The sequence below is a fragment of the Synechococcus sp. MIT S9504 genome, assembly GCF_047497135.1.
Lineage (GTDB): Bacteria > Cyanobacteriota > Cyanobacteriia > PCC-6307 > Cyanobiaceae > Synechococcus_C.
On sequence record NZ_CP138942.1, the window covers coordinates 1,955,098 to 1,979,291 of the forward strand.

General features: G+C 53.8%; 25 protein-coding genes and 1 other RNA gene. 19 read left to right on the forward strand and 7 right to left on the reverse strand.

The window, feature by feature from the left end; translation table 11 throughout:
* The first annotated feature begins 68 nt into the window (after nt 1-68).
* The 5 genes from miaB to ftsZ all read left to right on the forward strand — a co-directional run bounded on the left by miaB (nt 69) and on the right by ftsZ (nt 5,073).
* On the forward strand, nt 69-1,463 hold the full coding sequence (gene miaB / locus SIB58_RS10990; protein ID WP_066906841.1) for a tRNA (N6-isopentenyl adenosine(37)-C2)-methylthiotransferase MiaB: 1,395 nt from the start codon (nt 69-71) through the stop codon (nt 1,461-1,463).
* A gap of 39 nt (nt 1,464-1,502) precedes the next feature.
* The gene (locus tag SIB58_RS10995; protein ID WP_066906839.1) at nt 1,503-2,564 is read left to right on the forward strand and encodes a D-alanine--D-alanine ligase family protein; all 1,062 of its coding nucleotides are present in this window, start codon (nt 1,503-1,505) and stop codon (nt 2,562-2,564) included.
* A gap of 25 nt (nt 2,565-2,589) precedes the next feature.
* On the forward strand, nt 2,590-3,000 hold the full coding sequence (locus tag SIB58_RS11000) for a hypothetical protein (RefSeq protein ID WP_066906837.1): 411 nt from the start codon (nt 2,590-2,592) through the stop codon (nt 2,998-3,000).
* Entirely contained in the window at nt 3,000-3,842 is an 843-nt protein-coding gene (locus SIB58_RS11005; protein ID WP_066906835.1) for a cell division protein FtsQ/DivIB, read from the forward strand. Before SIB58_RS11000 ends, SIB58_RS11005 begins: the two co-directional genes overlap by 1 nt.
* A gap of 103 nt (nt 3,843-3,945) precedes the next feature.
* Nucleotides 3,946-5,073, forward strand: coding sequence for a cell division protein FtsZ (gene ftsZ / locus SIB58_RS11010; protein ID WP_067326011.1), 1,128 nt, complete (start codon nt 3,946-3,948; stop codon nt 5,071-5,073).
* 65 nt (nt 5,074-5,138) lie between these two features.
* Here the strand turns inward: ftsZ and ffs are convergent.
* An RNA gene (ffs, locus tag SIB58_RS11015) (signal recognition particle sRNA small type) lies at nt 5,139-5,235 on the reverse strand.
* A gap of 44 nt (nt 5,236-5,279) precedes the next feature.
* Between ffs and panB the strand changes: the two genes are divergently transcribed.
* Nucleotides 5,280-6,098 carry a 3-methyl-2-oxobutanoate hydroxymethyltransferase gene (panB, locus tag SIB58_RS11020; protein ID WP_067326014.1) on the forward strand — a complete coding sequence of 273 codons (819 nt, stop codon included), beginning with the start codon at nt 5,280-5,282 and terminating at the stop codon, nt 6,096-6,098.
* On the opposite strand, the gene hemW is transcribed toward panB, so the two are convergent.
* The gene (hemW, locus tag SIB58_RS11025; protein WP_066907174.1) at nt 6,010-7,272 is read right to left on the reverse strand and encodes a radical SAM family heme chaperone HemW; all 1,263 of its coding nucleotides are present in this window, start codon (nt 7,270-7,272) and stop codon (nt 6,010-6,012) included. The two genes, panB and hemW, sit on opposite strands and share 89 nt — an antisense overlap.
* Before the next feature lie 70 nt (nt 7,273-7,342).
* On the opposite strand from hemW, the gene SIB58_RS11030 reads away from it, so the two are divergent.
* The 5 genes from SIB58_RS11030 to cbiB are packed head-to-tail and all read left to right on the forward strand — an operon-like array spanning nt 7,343 to nt 11,938.
* Entirely contained in the window at nt 7,343-8,497 is a 1,155-nt protein-coding gene (locus SIB58_RS11030) for a PIN/TRAM domain-containing protein (RefSeq protein ID WP_067326017.1), read from the forward strand.
* A 29-nt stretch (nt 8,498-8,526) separates the two neighbouring features.
* Nucleotides 8,527-9,198: an ATP-dependent Clp protease proteolytic subunit gene (locus SIB58_RS11035; protein WP_067326020.1), complete on the forward strand. Its 672-nt coding sequence runs from the start codon at nt 8,527-8,529 to the stop codon at nt 9,196-9,198.
* A gap of 52 nt (nt 9,199-9,250) precedes the next feature.
* Entirely contained in the window at nt 9,251-9,853 is a 603-nt protein-coding gene (locus SIB58_RS11040) for an ATP-dependent Clp protease proteolytic subunit (protein ID WP_066906823.1), read from the forward strand.
* Nucleotides 9,854-9,909: 56 nt separating this feature from the next.
* Nucleotides 9,910-10,905 (forward strand): ketol-acid reductoisomerase, encoded by a 996-nt coding sequence (gene ilvC / locus SIB58_RS11045; protein WP_067326023.1) that lies wholly within the window; start codon nt 9,910-9,912, stop codon nt 10,903-10,905.
* A 28-nt stretch (nt 10,906-10,933) separates the two neighbouring features.
* A complete protein-coding gene (cbiB, locus tag SIB58_RS11050) occupies nt 10,934-11,938 on the forward strand; it encodes an adenosylcobinamide-phosphate synthase CbiB (RefSeq protein ID WP_067326026.1) in 1,005 nt (334 codons plus the stop codon).
* Here cbiB and SIB58_RS11055 read toward each other — a convergent pair.
* Complete coding sequence (locus SIB58_RS11055; protein ID WP_066906817.1) at nt 11,932-12,690, reverse strand: sugar transferase; 759 nt, start codon at nt 12,688-12,690, stop codon at nt 11,932-11,934. The genes cbiB and SIB58_RS11055 overlap by 7 nt on opposite strands.
* A gap of 196 nt (nt 12,691-12,886) precedes the next feature.
* Here SIB58_RS11055 and SIB58_RS11060 point away from each other — a divergent pair, with 196 nt between their 5' ends.
* From SIB58_RS11060 to SIB58_RS11090, 7 genes are all read left to right on the forward strand, one after another.
* Nucleotides 12,887-13,144, forward strand: a complete 258-nt coding sequence (locus SIB58_RS11060) for a hypothetical protein (RefSeq protein ID WP_066906815.1) — start codon at nt 12,887-12,889, stop codon at nt 13,142-13,144.
* A gap of 528 nt (nt 13,145-13,672) precedes the next feature.
* Nucleotides 13,673-13,954, forward strand: coding sequence for a hypothetical protein (locus SIB58_RS11065; RefSeq protein ID WP_074162589.1), 282 nt, complete (start codon nt 13,673-13,675; stop codon nt 13,952-13,954).
* Between the two features lie 225 nt (nt 13,955-14,179).
* Nucleotides 14,180-14,398 (forward strand): hypothetical protein, encoded by a 219-nt coding sequence (locus tag SIB58_RS11070; protein WP_067326032.1) that lies wholly within the window; start codon nt 14,180-14,182, stop codon nt 14,396-14,398.
* Nucleotides 14,399-14,743: 345 nt separating this feature from the next.
* A complete protein-coding gene (locus SIB58_RS11075; protein WP_156486607.1) occupies nt 14,744-15,193 on the forward strand; it encodes a hypothetical protein in 450 nt (149 codons plus the stop codon).
* Nucleotides 15,193-15,501: a hypothetical protein gene (locus tag SIB58_RS11080; RefSeq protein ID WP_067326037.1), complete on the forward strand. Its 309-nt coding sequence runs from the start codon at nt 15,193-15,195 to the stop codon at nt 15,499-15,501. The genes SIB58_RS11075 and SIB58_RS11080 overlap by 1 nt, the downstream gene beginning before the upstream one ends.
* 419 nt (nt 15,502-15,920) lie before the next feature.
* Nucleotides 15,921-16,130 carry a hypothetical protein gene (locus SIB58_RS11085; RefSeq protein WP_067326040.1) on the forward strand — a complete coding sequence of 70 codons (210 nt, stop codon included), beginning with the start codon at nt 15,921-15,923 and terminating at the stop codon, nt 16,128-16,130.
* 60 nt (nt 16,131-16,190) lie between these two features.
* Nucleotides 16,191-16,406 (forward strand): DUF1651 domain-containing protein, encoded by a 216-nt coding sequence (locus SIB58_RS11090; RefSeq protein ID WP_067326043.1) that lies wholly within the window; start codon nt 16,191-16,193, stop codon nt 16,404-16,406.
* A gap of 53 nt (nt 16,407-16,459) precedes the next feature.
* Here SIB58_RS11090 and SIB58_RS11095 read toward each other — a convergent pair whose 3' ends face one another.
* Both SIB58_RS11095 and SIB58_RS11100 read right to left on the reverse strand, forming a co-directional pair.
* On the reverse strand, nt 16,460-16,738 hold the full coding sequence (locus tag SIB58_RS11095) for a hypothetical protein (protein WP_156486608.1): 279 nt from the start codon (nt 16,736-16,738) through the stop codon (nt 16,460-16,462).
* Between the two features lie 3 nt (nt 16,739-16,741).
* The gene (locus SIB58_RS11100) at nt 16,742-17,044 is read right to left on the reverse strand and encodes a hypothetical protein (protein ID WP_067326045.1); all 303 of its coding nucleotides are present in this window, start codon (nt 17,042-17,044) and stop codon (nt 16,742-16,744) included.
* A 1,199-nt stretch (nt 17,045-18,243) separates the two neighbouring features.
* Between SIB58_RS11100 and SIB58_RS11105 the strand changes: the two genes are divergently transcribed.
* A complete protein-coding gene (locus tag SIB58_RS11105) occupies nt 18,244-18,963 on the forward strand; it encodes a hypothetical protein (protein ID WP_156486609.1) in 720 nt (239 codons plus the stop codon).
* A 2,019-nt stretch (nt 18,964-20,982) separates the two neighbouring features.
* Here the strand turns inward: SIB58_RS11105 and SIB58_RS11110 are convergent.
* Both SIB58_RS11110 and SIB58_RS11115 read right to left on the reverse strand, forming a co-directional pair.
* Nucleotides 20,983-21,240: a hypothetical protein gene (locus tag SIB58_RS11110; RefSeq protein WP_156486611.1), complete on the reverse strand. Its 258-nt coding sequence runs from the start codon at nt 21,238-21,240 to the stop codon at nt 20,983-20,985.
* Nucleotides 21,241-22,520: 1,280 nt separating this feature from the next.
* Entirely contained in the window at nt 22,521-24,185 is a 1,665-nt protein-coding gene (locus tag SIB58_RS11115; protein ID WP_067327236.1) for an AAA family ATPase, read from the reverse strand.
* Nucleotides 24,186-24,194 lie beyond the last annotated feature (9 nt).

Below are 24,194 nucleotides of genomic sequence, written 5' to 3' on the forward strand. Positions count from 1 at the left end.
ACAGGACCTTTGTGAACCACACTGAAGGAAGGTTCCATCGTCGGCGGTCCATCGGACGGCCCTCCGTCTTGACCGTCACCGCCTCTCCCTCAACCGCTCAAGTGCCAGGCCTGGAGCGGGGCAGCTACTGGATCACCACCTTCGGCTGCCAGATGAACAAGGCTGATTCCGAGAGAATGGCCGGCATCCTGGAGTCGATGGGTTATCGAGAAGCCACGGCCGAGCTGGACGCCGATCTCGTTCTTTACAACACCTGCACGATCCGCGACAACGCTGAGCAGAAGGTTTACAGCTACCTCGGACGACAGGCACGCCGGAAACGCATCAACCCCCATCTCAAGCTTGTCGTCGCGGGCTGTGTTGCCCAGCAGGAAGGTGAATCACTGCTAAGGCGCGTGCCCGAACTGGATCTGGTGATGGGCCCGCAACACGCCAATCGGCTGGAAACCCTCTTGCAGCAGGTTGACAGCGGTCAGCAGGTGGTCGCGACTGAGGAGCACCACATTCTTGAAGACATCACCACGGCGCGCCGCGACAGCAGCATCTGTGGCTGGGTCAACGTGATCTATGGCTGCAACGAACGCTGCACCTATTGCGTTGTTCCATCCGTTCGCGGCAAGGAGCAGTCGCGCCTGCCGGATGCGATCAAGCTGGAAATGGAAGGACTGGCGGCACAGGGTTACCGCGAGATCACCCTGCTGGGCCAGAACATCGACGCTTATGGACGCGATCTGCCTGGCATCACTGCCGAAGGACGGCGCAAAAACACGCTGACCGACCTGCTCCATCACGTCCATGACGTGGAGGGAATTGAGCGAATCCGATTCGCCACGAGCCATCCGCGCTATTTCACTCGGCGTTTGATTGATGCCTGCGCCGATCTGCCCAAACTCTGCGAGCACTTCCACATCCCCTTCCAGAGCGGAGACAACGACGTACTGCAGGCCATGGCCCGCGGATACACCATCGAGCGCTACCGCAAGATCATCGACTACATCCGAGAGCGCATGCCTGAGGCCTCACTCAGCGCCGATGTGATCGTTGCTTTCCCCGGCGAAACCGACACCCAGTTCAGACGCACCCTTCAATTGATCGAGGAGATCTGCTTCGATCTGGTGAACACGGCCGCCTATTCACCACGGCCCAACACCCCAGCTGCAAACTGGGAAAATCAGCTTCCAGAAGACGTGAAGGTGACGCGCCTTCAGGAGATCAACGCCCTGGTCGAGCGCTGCGCCAAGCAGCGCAACGACCGCTATGCCGGCAGGGTCGAAGAGGTGCTGGCTGAGGGCATCAACCCCAAGGACCCCACGCAGCTGATGGGACGAACGCGCACCAACCGCCTGACGTTCTTCAGTGCGCAGGGCTCTGATGGACGCCGCTATCAACCCGGCGACCTCGTTCAGGTTCGCATCAGCGCGGTGCGTTCCTTCTCTCTCAGTGGCACTCCTGTGCACGGCTGATACGTTTGCGGCGCAGACCGTTGTACAGCTTGTCCTCCCATGCCGACTCCCCTGATCCGCGTTGGCGTGGTGTTCGGAGGTGCATCCGGTGAACACGACGTCTCAATCCGGTCGGCCACAACGGTGATCAAGGCCCTAACCGACGCCAGCAATCGGGAGAAGTTCGAGGTGACGGCCCTCTACATCGACCGTGAAGGCCGCTGGTGGCCGGAGACCATCGCCAGAAATGTGTTGAAGAGCGGAGTCGCACTGAGTGATGAGCAACTGCCTCAACCACTGCCCGCACGAGGTCTGCGCCAGTTGCCGGTGGACCCCGATCAAATCGACGTCTGGTACCCAGTTCTGCATGGACCCAATGGTGAGGACGGCACCGTTCAGGGGCTGTTCACGCTGATGCAACAACCCTTTGTGGGCTCCGGCGTGCTCGGATCGGCCGTGGGCATGGACAAGCTGGCCATGAAAGCAGCCTTCGCCGTCGCGGGCATCAATCAGGTGCCCCACATCGGAGTCAACGCGGCTGACCTCAACAACCCGCAGCAACTGGAGCGTCTGCTCGTCAAGTTGGAGGAGGAGCTCGGCTACCCCTGCTTTGTGAAGCCCGCCAACCTCGGCTCATCCGTGGGCATCAGCAAGGCACGCAATCGCGATGAGCTGCTGGCAGGCCTGCAGCTCGCAGCGGAACTCGATCCGCGCCTTGTGGTGGAACAGGGCGTCAAAGCAAGAGAACTGGAATGTGCAGTGCTCGGGCGTGATCATCTGAAGGCGTCCGTGGTTGGCGAAGTGCGGTTCGATGCCGACTGGTATGACTACGAGACCAAATACACGGAAGGGCGCAGTCAAACGCTGATCCCCGCACCCTTACCCGATGCAGTCAGCCAGAGGATTCAGGCCATGGCCGTTGCTGCCTGCCGCGCCGTTCACGCCTATGGCCAGGCACGCGTGGATGTCTTCTATGACGAAGCGGATGGCCAGATCTGGATGAATGAAATCAACACGCTGCCGGGCTTCACCTCTCAGAGCATGTATCCCACCCTGTGGGAAGCCTCCGGTATTCCTTTGCCACAGCTGGTGGCGGAGCTGGTGGCCACAGCGCAAGAATGAGCCTTCTGCCTCTGCTGCTGCCGCAATGATGCACGGTTTGCTCTGGTTCCCTCTGCTGCTGGTGTTTGTGCTGTTGGCGGCGCTGGGCTGGCTGGAGCGGCGACGCCAGAATCTGTTCAGGGTCTGGAGCGAATCATCCGAGCTGGCCAAACTCGATGGTTGCGGCGCCGCACGACTGAAAAACGGTGAACTGTGCTGGAGCAGTTTCCATGCCGGCAGCTTCAAAGATGAAGGGCGCTTTGTGATCAAGACCCTGGAACTGGTGGAGTTGATGTCGCTCTCCTCGGGTGATGCGCCACTGGCCCACGAATCGCAGGGTCGCTGCCGCCTGCGGTTGATCGGTGAAGGCCGCCAGATGGATGTGCCCTTCTCAGATGCGGAACGGGCTCGCCGCTGGATGAATCAATTGATGGCGAAGGCTCGTTGCGACCTGTGATGGCACGCTCGAAAGTCAATCAAAAGGCCAGCAAGAGCAACGCCCCCCTACCCCCAGGCGTCGAACGCCGGCGCAGGCTGCGCAAGGAGCGACGGCGAGTGCAGTTGATTCAGAGCTGGCGCATCCTGCTTTTCGGCGGAGTCTCAAGCGGACTGATCTGGGTGCTGCTCAGTGCCGGCTGGAGCCTGCGCTCTCAGCAGCAGCTCACGGTGCGAGGCAGTGACCGACTTGGCAGTGAGGCGGTGGTTAAGGCCGCCGGCCTGCGTTTCCCACGCCCCCTGATCACCCTCGAACCGGCTCGTCTCGAACGCCGATTGCTGGCCGAACTGCCGGTGCAGTCGGTGTCGGTTCAGCGCCGCCTTGTGCCTCCCGGTCTGGACATCGAGCTGAAGGATCGCCGGCCTATCGCCGCTGCAAGCCGGATGGGAGCCCGAGGCAAGGAACAGGGCATGGTTGACCTTGAAGGCCATTGGATGCCGCTCACCGTTGCGCGCCAGGGCGAAGCCCCAGCCAGTGCGGTTCGTGTGGAGGGATGGATTCCCAGCCGGCGCTCAATGATTGCGACAGTGCTGGCGCGACGGGATCAGTTAGGCAGTCCGTTAGATGTGATCCATATCGCCCCGGATGGCGATCTCAGCCTGCGCTTAAAAACTCTCGGGCTCGTGAGGCTGGGCTCCAATGCACGTCTGTTGGATCAGCAGCTCAGCACGATCGCCCTGCTCTCCAGCAGTCTTCCTGAAACCCTGCGAGGCAAAGACAGCAGCGGTATTGATCTTTCCGACCCCTCCAAACCGGAGTTGCAGTTAAAAGCTGATCCGAAACAGATAACGAGCAAACCCTGATCAGTGGTTACTCAGTGCTGAAACCACAACGAGTGTTATTTGAATTCGGCGATCGTCGCTCGCAGGGACATAATGCACGCACCTCAATGGTTCGGCGTCGACGATGGAGATGGTGAGCGGTCAGATGTCCCCTTCTCCTGATTCAGCAGGAATTCTTCCCTCTCAATCCGCGCGAATTGAAGTCATCGGCGTTGGTGGCGGTGGCAGCAATGCGGTGAACCGCATGATTCAAAGCGACCTCGAAGGGGTTGCTTACAGAGTTCTGAACACTGATGCGCAGGCGTTGCTGCAATCATCATCAGAACATCGCGTTCAGCTTGGCCAGACCCTGACCCGTGGCCTCGGGGCCGGCGGTAATCCCAGCATCGGCCAGAAAGCAGCTGAAGAATCCCGCGCTGACCTGCAGCAAGCACTTCAGGGTGCTGATCTGGTCTTCATTGCGGCTGGCATGGGGGGGGGCACTGGAACCGGTGCAGCACCCGTGGTGGCTGAAGTCGCCAAGGAAAGCGGCGCCCTCACCGTTGGCATCGTGACCAAGCCCTTCAGCTTTGAAGGACGTCGTCGCATGCGCCAGGCCGATGAAGGTATCGCCCGGCTGGCTGAGCATGTGGACACGCTGATCGTGATTCCCAACGACCGTCTGCGCGATGCCATCGGCAGTGCGCCTCTTCAGGAAGCCTTCCGCAGTGCTGATGATGTTCTGCGCATGGGCGTGAAGGGCATCACCGACATCATCACCTGTCCAGGACTGGTGAATGTTGACTTCGCTGATGTGCGCTCGGTGATGACTGAAGCAGGCACCGCGCTGCTTGGCATCGGCGTCGGATCCGGCCGTTCCCGCGCGATCGAAGCCGCCCAGACGGCGATAAACAGTCCTCTTCTTGAGGCTGCCCGGATCGATGGTGCCAAGGGTTGTGTGATCAATATCAGCGGCGGCCGCGACATGACCCTTGAGGACATGACCAGCGCCTCAGAAGTGATTTACGACGTGGTGGATCCCGAGGCCAACATCATTGTTGGCGCCGTGGTGGATGAACGTCTCGAAGGAGAGATTCACGTAACGGTGATTGCCACAGGCTTTGAGAACGGCCAGCCCTATCGCACCGAGAGAAGCGTTCCGCGCACAGCCACATCGGCCTTCAGCTCTGCCGAATCTCAGGATGCCGGTGCGCGCATCCCCGAATTCCTCAGACAGCGTCAACAGCGCCAGGATGGCGGGAAGGACAGCTGATTGAACCCTCAGCACTTCAGATCAATCGCCTGGTTCCGACGCGTTCAAGCGAACTTGATCAATGTGGTGACCCGGAGTCCACGCCTGTTCAGAGCATCCCGTGTGGCTGCTGCCTTCCGGTTCTGACCAAGTTTGGGCGTCTGAACCGCATAGGTCCGAGTCGCTTGCAATGTTAGCAATGGAAGTCCGCTGATCCGACAACGCGGTTGCGCGCTTCTGACCTGATCCGGTTCAAGCAGACCGGCAAACCGATCACCATGCTCACCGCCTGGGATGCCCTGAGTGCCTCCCTCGTGGAGGATGCCGGCGCTGATGTGGTGCTGGTGGGGGATTCACTGGCCATGGTCAGCCTCGGCCACAGCACAACTCTTCCCGTCACGCTGGAGCAGATGCTGTTGCACACCCAGGCGGTCTGCCGAGGCTTGAGTCAACCACTGGCTCAACAACCATTGGTGATCACAGATCTTCCCTTCCTCAGCTACCAGTGCGGATTGGATCGCGCTGTGGCTTCAGCTGGAGCCCTGATCAAACAATCCGATGCGGCTGGGGTGAAGCTTGAAGGCGCCGAACCCGAGGTGTTGGCCGTGATTGAACGCCTGGTTCGCACTGGGATCCCTGTCATGGGGCACCTGGGACTGTTGCCTCAGGCGGTCCACAGCCTTGGCTACCGACGTCAGGCCAGGGATCCCCGCAGTCAGGAACGCCTGCTGCAGCAAGCTTCGGAACTGGAATCAGCGGGATGCTTTGCCATGGTGCTCGAGCACGTTCCCGCCGAACTCGCAGGTCAGGTGAGGCGGCGTCTGGCCATCCCGGTGATCGGCATCGGTGCTGGGGATGACTGTGATGGGCAGGTGAGCGTGACCGCAGATCTGCTTGGACTCACCCGATCACAACCCCCCTTCAGCCAGGCCCGGATGGAGGGTAGGGGGCTGGCGGTCAGGGCCTTGAGCAGCTGGCTGGATGATCAGCGGCAGCCGTCAGCTCCTCCCACCACTCCACCAGCTCCACCAGAACCGCATTGCTGACGGCCATTCCCCCAGGATCGGTGAGCTGCCAACGGGAGCCGCAGCGCCGCATCAGATCAGTTGGCAGAAATTCTGCCCAGCGCGCCTCCAGCTGAGGCAACCAGCGGCTGCAAACGTCCAATGACCAGCCACAGCTCTGAGCCTGCTCCAGCAGGTCAACGCCTTCCCGTCTCCTCAGGCCCACCAGCAGACGATCCTCCAGGCTCATCGGCGCGGCCAGCTCTCTCAGCAGCGAGGAATGCGGCCCATCGCTGTGCTGATGCTCCAACCATTCGCCATAAGCCTCGCGAGTGCGCGGCCTGGCAAAGCGCTCACCCCATGGAGCACTGGTTGCTCCCAGACCGAACGCCCACCAGCCGGCTCCGCTCCAATACACCCGGTTATGGCGCGACGCATGACCTGGCCTGGCGAAGTTGGAGATTTCGTAGCGGCAGTAGCCAGCCCTGGCGAGCCGATCACTGGTCGCGGCGATCCGATCGGCAGCGCCGTCCTCATCGGGCAACTGCAGGTCACCACGTTGCTCCAGCTTCGAGAACACAGTGCCGGGTTCAACGCTGAGGTCATAAATGGAAAGATGGGGAGCAGCCATCTCAACGGCACGCTCCAGCTGCACGCCCCAGGCGTCATCACTCTGATCGGGCAGGTTGCGGATCAGGTCAAGGCTCCAGCTGCGCAGAGCGCCGTTCTCAACGGCTCCATGAAGCCATTCGCAGGCTTCCAGCAGATCCGAACGGCGATGACGACGACCGAGGGATTCCAGAACCTGGTCGTCGAAACTCTGACCGCCGAGACTGACCCTGTTAACTCCGGAGCGCAGCAACGCTTCGAGATCCATCTGCTCAAAGCTGGCAGGATCCATTTCCAGAGTAATTTCAGATCCGCTCTGCAAACCGAAACGCGTTCGCAGTGCGTTGAGCACTCGCCCGATCTGTTCAGGGGTCAGCAGCGAGGGGGTACCTCCTCCGACATACACGGTGGCCAGGGGCGGCCCCGCTGGAGAAAGCTCGATTTCATGGAGCAGCTGCCCTAGATAGGCCTCGATCGAGCGACTCCCTGGCCCGCCATTGGCATCCGCCTTGTCTCCCAGGGGCACCACCGCGAAATCGCAGTAGAAGCAGCGCCGATGGCAGAAAGGAATGTGGACGTAAGCGCTACGGGGCGCGGGTGCGGTCATCAGCCCGAGCCAGGAGAGTGAGAATGGTGCATGCTGCCTGCAATGGACTGGGCAGTGAGAACCCAACCTCATGGTCGAAGCGCTCATCATCATCCTGTTCCTGATCTCCGGAACGGCGACCGGCTGGATGGGCGTGCATCTGCTCCCACAGGAACTGTTGGATGACACCAACGCCCAGCAGGTGCGTCTGGGGCTGAGCGCCGGGGGGGCAGTGATCGGCCTTGTGGCAGGACTTGTCTTCAGGCAGTTGCGGCAGCGACTGATGAATCAGGTGCGCACCATGCCCACCGATCTTCTGGTCAGCCGGGCGGTTGGACTGATCCTCGGTCTGCTGGTGGCCAACCTGTTGCTGGCTCCGATTCTGTTGCTGCCTCTGGCCGGCGCCAGCTCTCTGGTGAAGCCCCTGGCAGCGATTCTGAGCAATGTGTTCTTCGGAGTGCTTGGTTACAACCTGGCCGAGGTGCATGGACGGACGCTGCTGAGGCTGTTCAACCCAACCTCCACAGAAGCTCTGCTGGTGGCGGATGGAGTGCTCACACCCGCCACAGCCAAGATCCTCGACACCAGCGTGATCATCGACGGGCGCATCCAGGGAATGATCGGCTGCGGGCTGCTGGAGGGGAAGGTGATCGTGGCCCAGACGGTGATCAACGAGATGCAGCAACTCGCTGATTCCAACAACCTCGAGAAACGCGGCAAGGGACGACGCGGCCTGAAGCTTCTCAATGCCTTGCGTGAGACCTACGACAAACGTCTGGTGATCAACACGACCCGCTACGACGGGGCCGGCACGGATGATCGTCTGTTGCAGCTCACGGAAGACACCGGCGGCACCCTGGTGACAGCGGACTTCAACCTGGCTCAGGTGGCCCGGTTGAAGGAGCTCAAGGTGATGAACCTGAGCGAACTGGTGATCGCCCTGCGCCCTGAAGTGCAGCCCGGGGATGAACTCAACCTGAAGGTCGTGCGCGAAGGCAAGGAAGAACACCAGGGGGTGGCTTACCTGGATGACGGCACGATGGTGGTGATTGAGAACGCCCGGGCCGCCATCGGTGAACGGCGGGCCGTGGTAATCACCGGAGCCTTACAAAACCCAAGCGGTCGAATGGTGTTCGGTCGGCTCGACAAGGAAGGCGAAACAACCGCCACCGGAAAGAACAGCCCAGGCGCAAAACCGCACCGCAAAAACCGTCGCAACGAGCGTCCAACCCCTGAGTCCCGCTAAGGTCCACGCACCACGGCGGCCCGACGCGGATGACCACATCAGCTCCTTATTACGGCGATTCGTCGGTCATGCGGACGCCCCCTCCTGATCTGCCTTCGCTGCTGCTCAAGGAGCGCATTGTCTATCTGGGGCTACCGCTCTTTTCCGATGACGACACCAAACGTCAGGTGGGTCTAGACGTCACTGAACTGATTATCGCCCAACTGCTTTTCCTGGAATTCGATAATCCCGACAAGCCGATTTACTTCTACATCAACTCAACTGGCACCAGCTGGTACACAGGCGATGCCATTGGATTTGAAACGGAAGCTTTCGCCATCTGCGACACCCTCCGCTACGTGAAGCCCCCCGTCCACACCATCTGCATCGGCCAGGCGATGGGTACGGCAGCTGTGATTTTGTCTGCCGGAACCAAGGGTCACCGCGCAGCCCTCCCCCACGCCTCGATCGTGCTGCATCAGCCCCGCAGCGGAGCACAGGGTCAGGCCACAGACATCCAGATCCGTGCCAAGGAAGTGCTGCACAACAAGCGGGCCATGCTCGAAATCCTTTCGACGAACACGGGCCGCAGCGTGGAGGAACTCTCCAAGGACTCCGATCGCATGAGTTATCTGACCCCGTACCAGGCCAAGGACTATGGGCTGATTGACCGAGTACTCGCCAGTCGCAAGGAACTACCCGCTCCAGTTCCGGCTGGTTAATCCAGCCCAAGCCCCCTCCTTTCAACGTTTTTTCTACAACCCACCAGGACTCATGCCGATCGGTACCCCTAGCGTCCCCTACCGCCTGCCCGGCAGCCAGATGGAGCGCTGGGTGGACATCTACACCCGACTTGGAGTGGAGCGAATCCTCTTCCTTGGCTCCGAGGTCAATGACGCAGTCGCCAACAGCTTGGTTGCCCAGATGCTTTACCTCGACTCCGAGGACAGCAGCAAGCCCATCTACCTGTACATCAACTCCCCGGGCGGATCGGTCACGGCAGGGCTGGCGATTTACGACACCATGCAATACGTCAAGAGCGACGTGGTCACCATCTGCGTGGGTCTTGCGGCATCGATGGGCGCTTTCCTTCTGGCAGCGGGCACCAAGGGCAAGCGATTGGCGCTCCCCCACAGCCGGATCATGATTCACCAGCCACTGGGCGGCACTGCCCAGAGACAGGCCAGCGACATCGAAATTGAAGCGCGCGAGATCCTGCGCATGAAGGAGATGCTCAATCGCTCCATGGCTGAGATGAGCGGTCAGAGCTTCGAGAAAATTGAGAAGGACACCGATCGCGATTACTTCCTAAGCAGCGAGGAGGCCAAGGACTATGGGCTGATTGACCGAGTGATCGCTCATCCGAACGAGGCCTGATCGGTCCGGCACTTGCGTAAGCTCGGTCGTTACCAAGCTCCACGTTCATCGTCCGGATGGCTCAGCTTTTTTACGACTCCGATGCCGATCTCTCGCTGCTCAGCGGCAAGACAGTCGCGATCATCGGCTACGGCTCCCAGGGCCATGCCCACGCCCTGAACCTCAAGGACAGCGGTGTGAACGTGGTGGTGGGGCTTTACGAAGGAAGTCGCTCCGCTGACAAAGCCAAGGCCGACGGTCTTGAGGTGCTGAACGTTTCTGATGCTGCCGCCAAGGCGGACTGGATCATGGTGCTGCTGCCCGATGAGTTCCAGAAAGAGGTCTATGACAAGGAAATCGCCCAGCATCTGAGCGCTGGCAAGGTTCTCAGCTTTGCCCACGGTTTCAACATCCGTTTCGGTCTGATCCAACCGCCCGCCGATGTGGATGTGGTGATGATCGCCCCCAAGGGCCCCGGTCACACCGTGCGTTGGGAGTACCAGAACGGCCAGGGTGTTCCAGCCCTGTTCGCCATTGAAAAAGACGCTTCCGGGAACGCCCGTGGCTTGGCCATGGCCTATGCCAAGGGGATCGGCGGAACCCGTGCCGGGATCCTGGAGACCAACTTCAAGGAGGAGACCGAAACCGACCTTTTCGGCGAACAGGCTGTGCTCTGTGGAGGCCTGTCCGAGCTGGTGAAAGCAGGCTTCGAGACCCTGGTCGAGGCTGGTTATCAGCCAGAGCTGGCTTACTTCGAGTGCCTGCACGAAGTGAAGTTGATTGTGGATCTGATGGTGAAAGGTGGTCTGTCGGCCATGCGCGACTCGATCTCCAACACCGCCGAATATGGCGATTACGTGAGTGGTCCCCGCCTGATCACCGACGACACCAAAGCGGAGATGAAGCGCATCCTGGCGGACATCCAGGACGGAACCTTCGCCAAGAACTTCGTGGCCGAGTGCGAAGCCGGCAAGCCTGAGATGAACAAGATCCGCAAACGCGACGGTGACCACAAGATCGAGGAAGTGGGCAAGGGGCTGCGCTCGATGTTCAGCTGGCTGAAGGCCTCCTGAACAGGGCATCATTCAGCCCTTTCTGCTGGTGATCGCCGCAGCCGGTCTCGACCGGCTGATCGGCGATCCTCTCTGGTCTCCCCATCCTGTGGTGTGGATGGGGCGTTTCATCAGCACGCTTCGGCGCAGAGTGGAGGCCTGGAGCGGCGATCAGCCCCTGCGGCTGCGCATCGGAGGAGTCGCCATCACACTCACTCTCACCCTTGGCAGCGCCGACATCGGCTGGCTGATCGAACGGGTTGCCCTGTACACGCAAGGCGTGCCCCAGGCCATCGCGGTGCTGGCGCTGGTCGCTGGCCTTGCCAGTGCGCTGGCAGCCAAAAGTCTTGAACAAAGTGTGCTGAATGTGATTTCAGCCCTTCCCTCAACAGAGGGAGAGGATCTTTCGGCAGCACGCGAAAAACTCAGCTGGATCGTGGGTCGCGATACGACCTCACTCAGCAGGGACGAGATCCTTCGCGCCACGGCAGAAACCGCCAGTGAGAATGCGGTGGATGGGCTGTTTGCACCTTTGTTCTGGATGTTGGTGGGCGCCGGTCTTTGGAACTCGGGGCTGACCGCCGCTCCAGGTCCCCTGGCCCTGGCCTGGGGGTTCAAGGCAGCCAGCACCCTGGATTCCATGCTGGGGTATCGCAGAGGAAACCTCCGCTGGCTGGGCACAGCCGGGGCACGGTTGGATGACCTGCTGACCTGGCTTCCCTGCCGCTTGGTGATGCTGACCTTGCCGCTGGTGAGCAGGTCCTGGCTGAAGTGGCCAGCACTGGTCAGATTTGCTGAATCCGAGGGCAGACACGATGCATCCCCCAACGCCGGGCGCTCAGAAGCGATCTATGCACACTGTGCCGGCGTGCAACTCGGCGGTAGAAACCGTTACGGCGATCGCTGGCTGGACAAGCCACAGCTTGGCGCTGGTTACCCCAACGCAGACCCAAAAGCGATCAACAGAATCCTTCAACTGACGCAACGACTGGAGCTGCTGTGGATCCTGATGACGGCCTTAATCAGCTCGAAGCTGCAGGCAGGTGTTCAGTAGGCACCGCGATCCATCGGCAGCAACAACACACCGAAGGTGCGCAGAATGATGGCCAGATCAAGCAGGAACGAACGACCGCGGGCATAGGCCAGATCGAGCCTGACGCGCTTGGGATAGCTGAGGTTGTTTCTGCCACTCACCTGCCAGAGGCCGGTGAGACCTGGTCGGACCGCCAGAACTTCATCCATGTAGTCGCCGTAACGACTGATCTCTTTGCGCACGATCGGTCGTGGACCGACCAAGCTCATCTCGCCACGCAGAACATTGAGAAACTGAGGAAGCTCGTCAAGGCTCGAGCGGCGCAGAAACCTGCCGATGGGCGTGATTCTTGGATCGTTGCGCAACTTGAAATCGCGTTCAAATTCAGCGCGCATCTCAGGTGAACGCTCCAACACCTGGGCCAGAACTGAATCAGCATCAGGCCGCATCGTGCGGAATTTGATGCATCCAAACTGTCGATAACCGCGCCCAACCCGTTTCTGCACATAAAACACTGGACCGGGTGAACTGAGTTTCACCAGAACCGCCAAAAGCAGAAACAGTGGGGAACCCAGCCCAAGCACTGCGGCTGAGAACACAACATCACCACTGCGCTTCAGCGAACGCCCCACTCGACTCTGACGGCGAACCAAAGTGAGCGCAGGCAGGCTCGAAGGCGGCGCAGCAACCAACTCGAGGTGTCGGCGTGAAGCGCGAAGACGAAGCTTGGAGGGAGACGCGGAAAGGACAGGTCGACGGGGAGCACTAACCACGCATTGTCCCTCTCGTCTCAAACCAATCAACCTCAAGGATGAGCGTTCGTCAGCCGCAAAGGGCCAGTAACCGCAACGGCACAGAACCAGCTCAACAACCTACCGAGCCATCCAAGCGTGTCTCACGACGCGACAGATTGATCAAGAAGTCTCTCAGGGGATTGCCGTCCCTCGCCCCTATCCCGAAGCTTGTGGCATGGCATCCACAAGCACTGCTCTCAATGGCCTCCTCGAAGAGGCTCTCCAGCAAGCCTCCATCGGAGAAACCACTCACTTCCATTGGCATGCCACAGCCGTGGGAATCGCCGCGCTTTGGCAGGGGGATGCTCCCCCCAGCACCCCTCCCTTTGACCAAGCCGTAACCGAAGGACTGGAAGTCGGCCTGGACCTGAGCCGAGAGGAACGGGAGTTTCATCAGGTCAGCGATGGACTTGTGCTGCTGTTCCACTCATAAATCCAATGTCGCTGGCTGCAGCATCAACCTCTTCTCGAGAATCGATTGTCGGCTGACCTCTCAGGGCCAAGTCGAACCATGGGGTTCAGATCACTCGCTCAATCAGGGCATAGCCGGATATGTTTGATGCAGGCCAGCAGAAGGGTTTCGATCAAACATCAAGCAAGAGGCCATGTCCGAGCCAGCCAGAGTCATTCTAAGAAAAAAATTTCAACTGAATGATTGAAAACAAACAGACCAATCTCAAACAGACACCCGATTAAACGGGTTAAAAAATCTCATTTCAGGACTAGTTAAAACGGAGAGGGTGTCCGTTCATCTGAGATCTATCTTGCTCCCGCGAGGTGGCTATAGGCCAATAGCTCAGAAGATAGACACTCTTCCCACAACACATCCCACAACACATTGAGTGCGGTTGAGCAAGAATTCACAAGAACCTCTCGCGGTGTGTTCACCTCGCTCACCCCAAGAGATAGGGGGCAGGCCGTAGTTGTTTCACCAAACTTGCCTAACCACATGCCACCACGAATGCAGCCAACCTCTCAAGACACCAGAAAGGCGCTACTTAAGCTGCTATCTGCCGTCACGGGACCCTCAGGAGCTGATGTTGACGAGACCCAGCCAGCAGCGCAACAGATCACTCTCTGCATTGAACGCACGAAGGCCGAGGCTTCAGAGGATGCAGCACTGATAGATGCCTGTGCACCACACGGAAGGGCAATGATGACCCAGGCTCAGCAGCGGCTTGAACAGCTCCAATCGTTGAAGGTGCTGGAGGCTGTTGCTAGTGAAAGTTTTGGAATGCTTTAGTGGCAAAGAACTGCGTCACTGCACTATCCGTAAATACGCTGGACCCTAGGTCGCTGGACTTTTCAGGAATGGAACCCAAACGCTGTAAAAAGCGTGAAGCCAAGACACCAGTAGCAGCACTTGATGCCATGCGTGATGGCAGGCGGTTCGGTGAAAGCCTTCTTGTCAGACGCTGAGCCCACAACGAACAAGGAGGGGAACCCTTGCAACAGTTGAACCGAAGCGATGCCTGTTTACACGTTGACCACAGTTACCTTGCTGAGTGAACTGCTGCTGGCGCTTAGAGAAAATAACCTTGATGGCTTCAAGCATCTGCTGAGTCTGGGACTGCAGGAACTGGGACTCGATGTCTTAGACGAGCTAACGCGGTACTTCCTGGTGTCACTGCTCAGCGAAGCAGAAGCTGACCGAATGGTGGCTTGGTACTGGGGGCTCAGCCTCTGATAACCGAATGGGGGATAAACACCCCTGAAATCAGGCCAAGAACTACCAGAACGGGTGATGTGGGAATAGTTCGTTTCAGCGATGGTGGAATTGTTCCGGATCCGAACATGCCCCTGACTTGCCCTCGGGGGCAACCAAATATGGTAAACTCACTACACGTCGAGGGCAAGACGACGTGACCATGTCAATCCCTCAAGCTTTCATGGATTAATTAGCTTTAGCAGGCTAATTCAGTGTCTATGTATATGACACTGGAGCATCAGCTAATGGCGAATCCAGTTATCTGAAATGTAGTTTCTATTTACTCATTTGAGGGAAAACAAACAACTTAATTGAGGATTTATTTTGACTGTTCTGGGTGCACGACCCGTTGCTATCAGGCTTGCGGTTGCCTTGACATGCGACGCATCTGTTGGTGGATTCCCACGGGTAAAAACTGAAAGTACTTGGGGAAGATTCGAAAGTCTGTTTTCAGAAAATAGTCCGCCAGTTCATCCCTATACAGAAATTTGGAATGTGATTGGTAATTATTACGAGTCATGGGGATGGCAGGAAAAATGTGACCAAACACTTAACGCTGAAATTGCTCAGATGGCTGAGAATGGGTTTCCCGATAAATCTGGTAAATTCATCTCATGTAATGAGATGAAAAAGGCTGCTGCTAGATGGAGGGAGTATGGATGGTATGACTATGAAATGCGTAGAGCCTCTAAATGGAGAAAGGTCAGCAAGCATGGGTCTAGAGTTGGAATTTTGGCTCTAGCGGCATTCGGTATTCCTATGATTGATGGCTAATGGAAAACTGGATAAATGACGCAATGCTTCCAGAAAAACCACACTTGACCTGGATTGATAGCTATGTAAAGGGTGATGGTTCTATTGTCGATGGACACTTCAGGACGATTGCCAACGAAACTGAAGCTGACAATCTTGGCACTGACGTTGATAACGACGGACTAAGTGGATACATCGATGCTGATGCAAACGGTGATGGGATCTTGGAGGCTGCTGATATAAATAATGATGGCATTGCGGATACTCTCTATGCTGATCTTGACGGCGATGGTGTAATTGACACCGTGATTGATACCTTGTTTGGCTAGCCTCGCCATAGCTCGTCAGCGGTAATTAATTGTTTTTGTAATTCATTGCAGCGCGAATAAGGGCAGTCGAGTAATTGCATAGAAGTCGCATTCCCACTGGTTGCTGGTGTAGGCCTCTTAAAAAGACGCTTGCCAATATATCGGCGAACCCTCGCAAAGCCGTTTTAGCGGGCACGCGTATTTGCGGAATCGAGAATGCGTTTTGCCTTGATTGACTAAGGGCCAGTAATAGCAATTGCTCCTGGCCGAGTAGGCATTATTTAACACCCTACTGCCGTCAACAACAATATCATCCAATGACTCTAACAATATGATTTTAGCAGTGCCTGGCAGGGCAGATTGCAAGGGTGTTGGGTTGACACAGCAGGCATAATTGGTTAAATTGTTTTCAGAGGTTACTTGCTGCTTGGCCATCGGCAATGGCATCTAAACGCCGTAAGAAGCGTCATGCCGAGCCACCAGCAGAAGACCTTGATGCTATCCGTGATGGCAGGCGTTGCGGCAGGTTTCTTGAGTGGTGGTCAACGACTGACCCTGATGATCTGAAACGTGCCCATGACCGGGCCAAGCAACTGATTCAGGGTGGTTGTGGCGCAGTGGATTGGATCAACTGGGGCAAGCCGTTGTGATTCGGTTTCAAGTCGTCATCAGGACCCATGGCGGGCTGCTGATTTCGTCAACGTGGCGTCATGCCAAACAAGGACCGCCCACAGGTTGAACGGCACCCACCAAAAAACGGTGTCGGCTGGTTGGTGAACACTCAGCAAGGAAAGGTCTGCAGCTTCAGCAATGCCAATCCAACCGCGCACACGCAGTGGGTTGTTGTGGAGACAAGACGATTACGGGGCAGTGGTCAGCCAGTCATCAGACGGATGCTCAGACACAACGCCATCGAAGCCCGGTAAACGATGCAGAAGTCAAGCGGGTGGAAGCGTTGTCAGCCCAGGTGGTGACGCGTTTATTCAGGTCTGCAAGTACTGGAGTAAGTCGGGCAATTCCAAGAATTGCCTTCTCGATCACGAATCTGGGTGCCTTTCCAAGGCTTCTGTTTCCAATCCGGCTGGTCGTAATACTTCCCGTAGTTGTAGGAGCTACCTCCTGTGTAGTGCTGGCCTGTACGTCGAATCGTTTCGGCAGAAACCTTGCTTGGCATCAGCCCGTCGACTGGGAAGAATGCCGCCGCACCAAGAAGACCGCCAACAGCAGAACCGATAACAACACGTTTAATCCCCTTCATTGATCAAGCCTCCTCACCAGGATTCAGATACTTAGTGGTGTGCGGCAATGCTTCCTGTTCGCTTCCCACCTGCATCCATTCGACGGGCATATTGAACTTTCCGTCCTTTGCCCATTCGGCGTAGAGATCAGCGCCCATGGTCACTTCGGCAGTGAACTTGATCAGGGCGACGTTGTTGTGTCCCTTGCTGGAGCTGCTTTCAACGCGAGTATTGATGTGTTGCTTGCCGTGTTGAACGTCTTCTTTTTGGGGCGTTATCCAAAGCCCCCATGCCTTGGTATTGAACTGCCCCTTAGAGGTTGCCATTTCATAAAAGTCTCTGGAGTCACCGTCGCTGAAAGGGTGGTGAAGGCACATCCCGCAAATGAGCCATCTCTAATGGCTGACTGACTTGTAGTTATTCACCCGATTGGGTGATGCACCCGAATGAGCTCTGCAAGAAGATGGTTGTGTATTGGTCCAATGCAGCCCCCAGCTCACTCCTGGGGTCACCCGCCCTGCGGGAATAAGTACTGCACATTGCACTGCACACCATGAAATCTTTATTGATTGGATTGCTCACTTCCACTGCATTCGTCATTCCTGATGCTGCACATGCACAACAGTATTGTGATTACAACGTGGACGGTAATTACATGTGTCTACACGGTGTATTTATTAACAAGTACAACACACGTTATAGAACGGTCAGGATATCAATGAATGGAGGTCCCATTCACAACTACAACATCGATTGCATGACTCAAACAATGGGTGCTAATTCATTAATGAATATTGCATGTAATCAATACAGTCTTTGATCGATTAACCAGCTGATCACAGGCGTGATGCTGGGGGCTCGAAGCCCCTGGTCGGTTATTGCCAAAATTCGGTGGCATTTACTCACTATCGCTCATGATTCACTACAAAGTTAGGCTAAAGTTATGCCCTGCGTGGAAAGTGAGACGACGCGGCAACTCACGAAAGATCAATCCCAGTCGCATGAAGCGCATTGCAGCCGTTACTGCAGCCGCGGTATTGCTTGTGGGTGGACGAGCCCAAGCTCAAATTAAAACATTGCAGGGACCTGTATCTCCACCTGGGCTTGATCCGCTTCCGTTCCCACTCAACTTCGAGCGATCGTTGGAATACTTGATCGCCATCAAGTTGTTACCCCTCTTGAACAACGGCAAATAGAAACTGGTCACATCTTCCTAAGGCATTCACAGCGTTAAAGCATTCAACCGCAGCGGAGTCACAGAGGTGGCAGCCGATCGCCGTAACTATAAGATCGGCGAATTTCGCTGGACAAAATGGCGCGAATGGGAGGCTCAGGGCACTGGATATGAGGATCTGATGGTTGAGAGCTGCGCTAATGTCTTAAATCATCTAAGTCCACCTACACGCACAACCAGCCGTGAGCTCACGAGTGGCCACGAACATCAATAGGCAAAAACAATGCTCGAGCATCTACCAGGAAATCTCAATCTCTACGAAGACTTACGTGCGAGAGCAGGGGGAGGCGCGTGAATAGGGAAATCATCGGCGCGTTGGCCAGAAGGACTGGTGGACTTCAGTACTACGCAATCGACAGGATGAGACGACAAGATCCACTAGAGCGAGACAACAGCAACAAAAATCAAACACTAAAGATATTTCTTGATGCTGGAATTAGCCGCGAGGAGCACAATGAGTGGCGTGACCTTTACATGCCGTACCACATGCAATTTGTTGCTCTTGCACAGTGGCGGAAGATAAATCGATACTTAATAGAAAAAGAAGAGGAAAACGCAGGAAATCAATCAAATGATAATATCGACAATGAAGACAATCTCAAATACTGGAGAAATACATCTCTCACCCTGGAAGAGATAGAGCTAATTGCAGCAGAGTTATATATCAAAGGCAAAAACAGGGAACAGCGACCTCAAGCACCCAAAACCAATAAAATCATCAACACGCAGAGAATATTGTCATGGGAAGAAATGAAAAACGAGATATTGAAAGATAGCTCTGGAATTACCAGCGAAGCTATCCGCCAAGCCACATACAGAGCCATTAAGAAAGCTCAGAAAGAGAAACAAGATCCGCCAGTAACAATCCAAGGTTGTTTAAAAGAAAAAGGCTACGCAATTCACGAAATATGCAACCCCGCAAGCATGGATAACAAATCAAAAGTAGGAAACTGCAAATACATTCACACAAGCAAGCCACATCCCACTAAGATCAATCATGCCGGAACTTAGCGTCAACATTTCCGAAAAGAATCAAAAATTACTCAAAACGTTTCAAAGCGAATGGGGCTAATCCTGCTGAAATAAAGAACTTAAAACAATTGTCAACCAACTCTTTCAAGAAAAAGAGTCTATGAATGCTCAATCGGAAGAACAGACTTAGCATTTGTCCTCACAGACACTGCCTGCGCTCCATTAAGCCATCTCAATGAGGCAACCGGATTAACCAGATATCTTTTACGAACGGCTGTTGAAGAAGTCCGATCAATAAAATCTATACCTGGTCGCAAAACACCTCCCTTTATTTGGGCAACCAACCAATCTCTGCCACAATGAAGGTAACGGATAGCTTCATTGATTGGAACAAAACGATCCGGGGCTTTTTGCTGTGAAAGCCTTGCAACGTCAGATTGAAGACGATCCAGTCGTTTAGTGATATCACATAAAGATGATGCAATACTAGGGCTAAAGTCCATCTCAATAAGACTTCTGATTACTAATTAAGTCTAAATCAGTTAATACAAGCACAAATAAGAGTTCCATTCCCTAGAGAGTCTGAAATCCGTCAAGCTGAAAGCGAAACAGGAGCGGCCCCATAGGGACCTGAAAAAGGAATAGCGCTACATGAGACATCTCCAATACCCCGTCCGAATGAATATTCGCAGAGAAAAAAATAAAAAGGTTTATTCAACAACCTGAATATATGAAAGAGGAATGTTATACGAAACAGTCCGAGTCAAATAATTGGCTTCCTCGTTGCGTCACGGGCGAGGAGGCCTTCTTCTACCTAAAAATGTACTAAACCCATGTCACTAACAACCGCCACATCTCAAGACAATCAAACTAATAGCGAAAGAATTCTAGAGCTCTTTTATACCTCACCATCAGAGCTAGGCTGGAAGCACCCTAGGAAAGTGGCGTACATCTATAGGCACCCACAATTACAAGATAAATGCCTCTATTTCTGGAATCATAGAGAGAACATTCCAGAGCCAGCCACTTCAGAACACATGACTTTCCTTCTGGAGGATATTTACTTTGAGGCCAGGGGTCAGTTCAAAGCACACAAACTAGTCATTGACGCCAACCTAGGGACTGACGGACAAATTAGATTGATCTGTGGCTTGAACACGACTTGTGCAACAACCATACTTTCAGGATTGTGTACACTTTCGCCACAGCTATTAAGTAGACCGATAGCAGTAATTTTTAGACCAGGGAAAAGCAATGGAGTCGTAATGCCATCCTTATATGTCGATAATGACTGGGTTGATGGTAGACCCCTATCTCGAGACGAAAAGGGCAAAGCACGTCCATCAATCAATCTTCTAACAGAAGCTCAAAACCTACTACGACATGCAATGGCAAGCGAAATGCTTCCACACGAAATACGTAAAGCAAGGAGATGTATAGCTTGAATAAAAGAGGTAATGCTCGGTTAGAAAACATTCAGAAGCTTGTTATCACAACAGTTCAAAGGTCAGTGTGAGTAACAGAACTAGGCTCTTCTAAGCCCCCAAGCTCCGAGAGCAAGCGATTGATCACAGCACTCCGAGAATGAAAAGCCCACTCTTTTTTTAGAGTATCAATCAATTCGATCACTCGCGGATCGAGGGAAACCCTAATCGTAACAAGTTCTTTCTTCATAGCTTAGAAGACAAATCCAGGAGGAATTTCAAAATCCTAATAGAAGCAGTCAAGAGATAATCCTTCAAACTGATAAAAGTTCCTTTATGTCATTCAATGTCAGTACCATTTGCAATCAACTGGATATTTGTCTTGGTTCTGAACCTCCTTACAATCGTGAATGGAATACGCCTCTGAGGCTTGATAGCGTCAAAATTTGCCTGCCTTTGATCAATCCCAGCCATAAATGTATGCATGAGAGATATGATGATTAAAAGCAATCAAAACCTAGACCTTGAGTTACTTTACGCCATAATTCTGTTTCAGCAGCAGATACTGAACCAAATGCAGTGAAGTGAACTAAGTCTTTGAGGTTAGCTCTGATGTTAAGTGCAGTCATGATAATCAGAAGCGAACATTAGGTGGTAGTGATTTTGGAATAGGAACAGAAGTGCTCTGTTTCTGTTGGCGCTGGGGGTTGGGGATGTACTCGACGTTTGTGGTGCCTTTTGGTACTTTGCTGCGCCACAATACGTGGGCAAGAAAAAGACAACCACCTGCAACAATGAAAGATGGTGCACCAAAGAATGCAGCAACACCAATCCCAACAGCAGTGATAGCAGCACTGGTGAGAGTGTCGTTCTGGAAGGTTGGATCAGTCATAGGAATTAAAAAGAAACAAGGTGGTTTTCAACGGTAATATCCGGGTTTGGACAGAATTTCGGACCGATGTGCAGTGTGTAGATCTGAGGCTTGGCATTGCAGTCAGAATTGTCGACAATGTGTACGTAATCACCATTCTCGTCAAGACAGACGTTAAGGACGTATTCGAAGAAACTGAAGTCCGCAGTAATGTCTAAAGAAGGAGGATCAGGTGGGCCAAAGATCACATCCGTCTTAAGTTCAGGGAAAGGTGGTCCATACCACCACTTAAGTAGTCGAATGAAAATGTTCATAGTCAGACATCAAGAATGTTTCGAAAACTGACCTGATTCATCACGAAATTAATGATGCAAAATCATAAAACAGATGACATTACAATTTAGAATTACTTGACAGCCTGAAGACAAGACAAGCATCCATCAAGCCATAGAAGAAATCAGGTGATTCTCAACAATGAACTCTCAACAAAGCATAGATTCTGTAGACAAAAAGCCATCATTAAGTCAGGACCAGACTGCATTACGCCAAAGCCACCTCGAACTGTTCCGGTAGGCGAGATAGTTCTTCTGGTCGAAGGAAGCCACTGCTGCCTTAGAAAGTCAAGAACTCTTGAAGGACTTGGACCTGATCGTGGCAATCCAAAACCGTTGTAAATGGTCCCACTATTGGGATCCATATACAGCATTTGAGCAGAAGCAGTGAAAGGAGCTACCCAAAACAGAGCAACACCCGAAACGAAGGAAAGAATTTTTTTCATTGAATGAAAAATATGACCTACAACCCCCTCGCCCGAGGTCGCGCATATTATACCAGGATATTTAAAACCCCTCAGGGGCGAGCTGAGGGGCCCAGGCTTAACCCGGTAAAAACCAGTTAGAGCCTGCGATTACAACGTATGCGTTGTTTAGTTTGTACACATCACCTATTGGAGTGAAAATAACTATGCGGCTGTATTCAGGAAATCAAGTAAGAAATGGCGGATAAGCCAATTCAGCATTGAGGTCTGAGCAGTTTTTAGAACACAGCACGAATCACCCATATGGGGGATGCTTGACGTGTTTGCTTGCAATGGCGGGTAGGGGGGGGGGGGTTGAGCATAAGTAGGAAAAGTAGGTCTAGCCATTCACCCCGTACTCATGAGCCGGACGGCCATTCCCTGAAGCTCGCTTTCGGCGATCAAGCTTTTGTGAGTCGTAAAGACTGCAAAGACAACGCCGTGCATGCTCCTTATTCTGTAAATTCAACCTTGAACAGATCTCTTTTGTCGTAAAGTACTTTCCTTAATTTTTACCCAAAAAAGAAACAATCAATGACTTGATATTGGCATCTTCTTTAGGCATCAAAGAATCAGTAACTTCTTTTAATTCCCAGTCATAATCCTCAGGGAAACGTTCAAGAATCCATTCCGTTCCGGCTTCAACATGTCTTTTACCAAGAGCATGCAAAGAGAAACAATTATCCTTTGGTGTTAGCCCCCATGCATCATTAACAGCAGCCGAAATCGTTGCGACACCAGAAATATCTGCCCAGGCAATGATCTTACGCTTCATGGGTGCTCCAGATCCGTCCCTAGAAGGCTTATTCAAATGTGCAGTCATCAAGACCAAGACATTATTTTCTGAGGCTAATTTATTTAATTCATACAACCGTTCAGCCATTGTCATATCCATAGTGGTGCAATTAGAACTGGCAAGGACAGTTGTCAGAGAGTCAACGATAATCACACGCCAGCTTTTAGATCGAACAATCTCGGAAAGGCTATTAGTATCAAGTGATTTATCTCCGTATAAGATTTCAAATTGTCCCTTTACATCCATCCGATTAAGCTTGCGCATGGTGATATTTTCAGGCTCATCTCCTTGAATAACTAAGACAGACCCCTGCTTAACAGGCACAGCATTAAGAAAGTCCTTACCTTCCTGTATTACCTCTGCTACTCGATACAGCAATGTTGTTTTACCGGTCCCTGGTTCTGCGGCTAGCAACACAATGCCCACAGCGGCAAAACCTTGAATTGCCCAATCGACTTTTCCTACATTTGCCCTACCCCCCCTAGCGGGTCGAATATTCAAATCTTTCAAGAGTGACTTGCCTGGGATACAGGCAGTGACCTTTCTTGTTTCGTTAATCTTAAAGTTAGCGCAAGGACCTATTGCATTTTCACTGGCACCCACATACGCCCATGTCGCTTCGTGAGCGATTATGGTCTCCCCCAGTGAAAGATCAGGTGGGTGCCATCGATGACCTTTATGGCATTGGATAAACGATCTATCGTCAGTAATCCTGCAATCCAACTCAGTGCGGCCACATATTGGACAAGGAACACAATCAGACCAAGAACAACCAGGACTTACCTTTTGAGAGGAAATCTTCTTGTTCTTTAGAAGATTTTGTATGAGACCTTCCCAGGCTACAGATGGCTTAGAAATCTGCTTCGGCAATCCGGTCCAAAAATAATGACCTCCAGAAGCCAGATGTTGGCCTAGGACAATACATTGCCCACTCCCATAAAAAAGCTCTATCTGCTCTTTAGGTGATTCACATGTAGAAATCACAATCTTGCCACGAAGCGCGAGTTGATCTGACAATTCATCATTCGTTATCCGAAATACAACTTTGAGCCTCGTCAAATCGGTATCTCTGGCAATAATCCAACCTGAATCCTCCACGCAGCAGCACAATTCAGTGCAATAAGTCAGGGCTGATTCTCCATCGATATCTACGATCAGAAGATTCTCAGCATCAGGGCCTGTCCTTACTCCAACGCAAATCACATGCTTCGGCATTTGATGAATCTGCTGGGGTGTATACGCAGAGTTTTGCCAATCCTTTAACGGCAGACCCGAATCAGGATCAATAGGCGCCTTCCCCTTATCACCAGCGCCACAAGGAAGCAGGAGAAATCCCTCCAATTCATGGAGTAATTCACGCCATTCAAAAATCAATGTCCTGAG

Excerpts from the sequence above, each read along its gene's own strand:
- SIB58_RS10995 (WP_066906839.1), top strand. The coding sequence starts at position 1,503 with ATGCCGACTCCCCTGATCCGCGTTGGCGTGGTGTTCGGAGGTGCATCC.
- SIB58_RS11000 (WP_066906837.1), top strand. The coding sequence starts at position 2,590 with ATGATGCACGGTTTGCTCTGGTTCCCTCTGCTGCTGGTGTTTGTGCTG.
- SIB58_RS11005 (WP_066906835.1), top strand. The coding sequence starts at position 3,000 with ATGGCACGCTCGAAAGTCAATCAAAAGGCCAGCAAGAGCAACGCCCCC.
- ftsZ (WP_067326011.1), top strand. The coding sequence starts at position 3,946 with ATGGAGATGGTGAGCGGTCAGATGTCCCCTTCTCCTGATTCAGCAGGA.
- hemW (WP_066907174.1), bottom strand. The coding sequence starts at position 7,272 with ATGACCGCACCCGCGCCCCGTAGCGCTTACGTCCACATTCCTTTCTGC.
- SIB58_RS11030 (WP_067326017.1), top strand. The coding sequence starts at position 7,343 with ATGGTCGAAGCGCTCATCATCATCCTGTTCCTGATCTCCGGAACGGCG.
- SIB58_RS11035 (WP_067326020.1), top strand. The coding sequence starts at position 8,527 with ATGACCACATCAGCTCCTTATTACGGCGATTCGTCGGTCATGCGGACG.
- SIB58_RS11040 (WP_066906823.1), top strand. The coding sequence starts at position 9,251 with ATGCCGATCGGTACCCCTAGCGTCCCCTACCGCCTGCCCGGCAGCCAG.
- ilvC (WP_067326023.1), top strand. The coding sequence starts at position 9,910 with ATGGCTCAGCTTTTTTACGACTCCGATGCCGATCTCTCGCTGCTCAGC.
- SIB58_RS11060 (WP_066906815.1), top strand. The coding sequence starts at position 12,887 with ATGGCATCCACAAGCACTGCTCTCAATGGCCTCCTCGAAGAGGCTCTC.
- SIB58_RS11065 (WP_074162589.1), top strand. The coding sequence starts at position 13,673 with ATGCAGCCAACCTCTCAAGACACCAGAAAGGCGCTACTTAAGCTGCTA.
- SIB58_RS11070 (WP_067326032.1), top strand. The coding sequence starts at position 14,180 with ATGCCTGTTTACACGTTGACCACAGTTACCTTGCTGAGTGAACTGCTG.
- SIB58_RS11080 (WP_067326037.1), top strand. The coding sequence starts at position 15,193 with ATGGAAAACTGGATAAATGACGCAATGCTTCCAGAAAAACCACACTTG.
- SIB58_RS11085 (WP_067326040.1), top strand. The coding sequence starts at position 15,921 with ATGGCATCTAAACGCCGTAAGAAGCGTCATGCCGAGCCACCAGCAGAA.
- SIB58_RS11090 (WP_067326043.1), top strand. The coding sequence starts at position 16,191 with ATGCCAAACAAGGACCGCCCACAGGTTGAACGGCACCCACCAAAAAAC.
- SIB58_RS11095 (WP_156486608.1), bottom strand. The coding sequence starts at position 16,738 with ATGAAGGGGATTAAACGTGTTGTTATCGGTTCTGCTGTTGGCGGTCTT.
- SIB58_RS11100 (WP_067326045.1), bottom strand. The coding sequence starts at position 17,044 with ATGGCAACCTCTAAGGGGCAGTTCAATACCAAGGCATGGGGGCTTTGG.
- SIB58_RS11110 (WP_156486611.1), bottom strand. The coding sequence starts at position 21,240 with ATGACTGATCCAACCTTCCAGAACGACACTCTCACCAGTGCTGCTATC.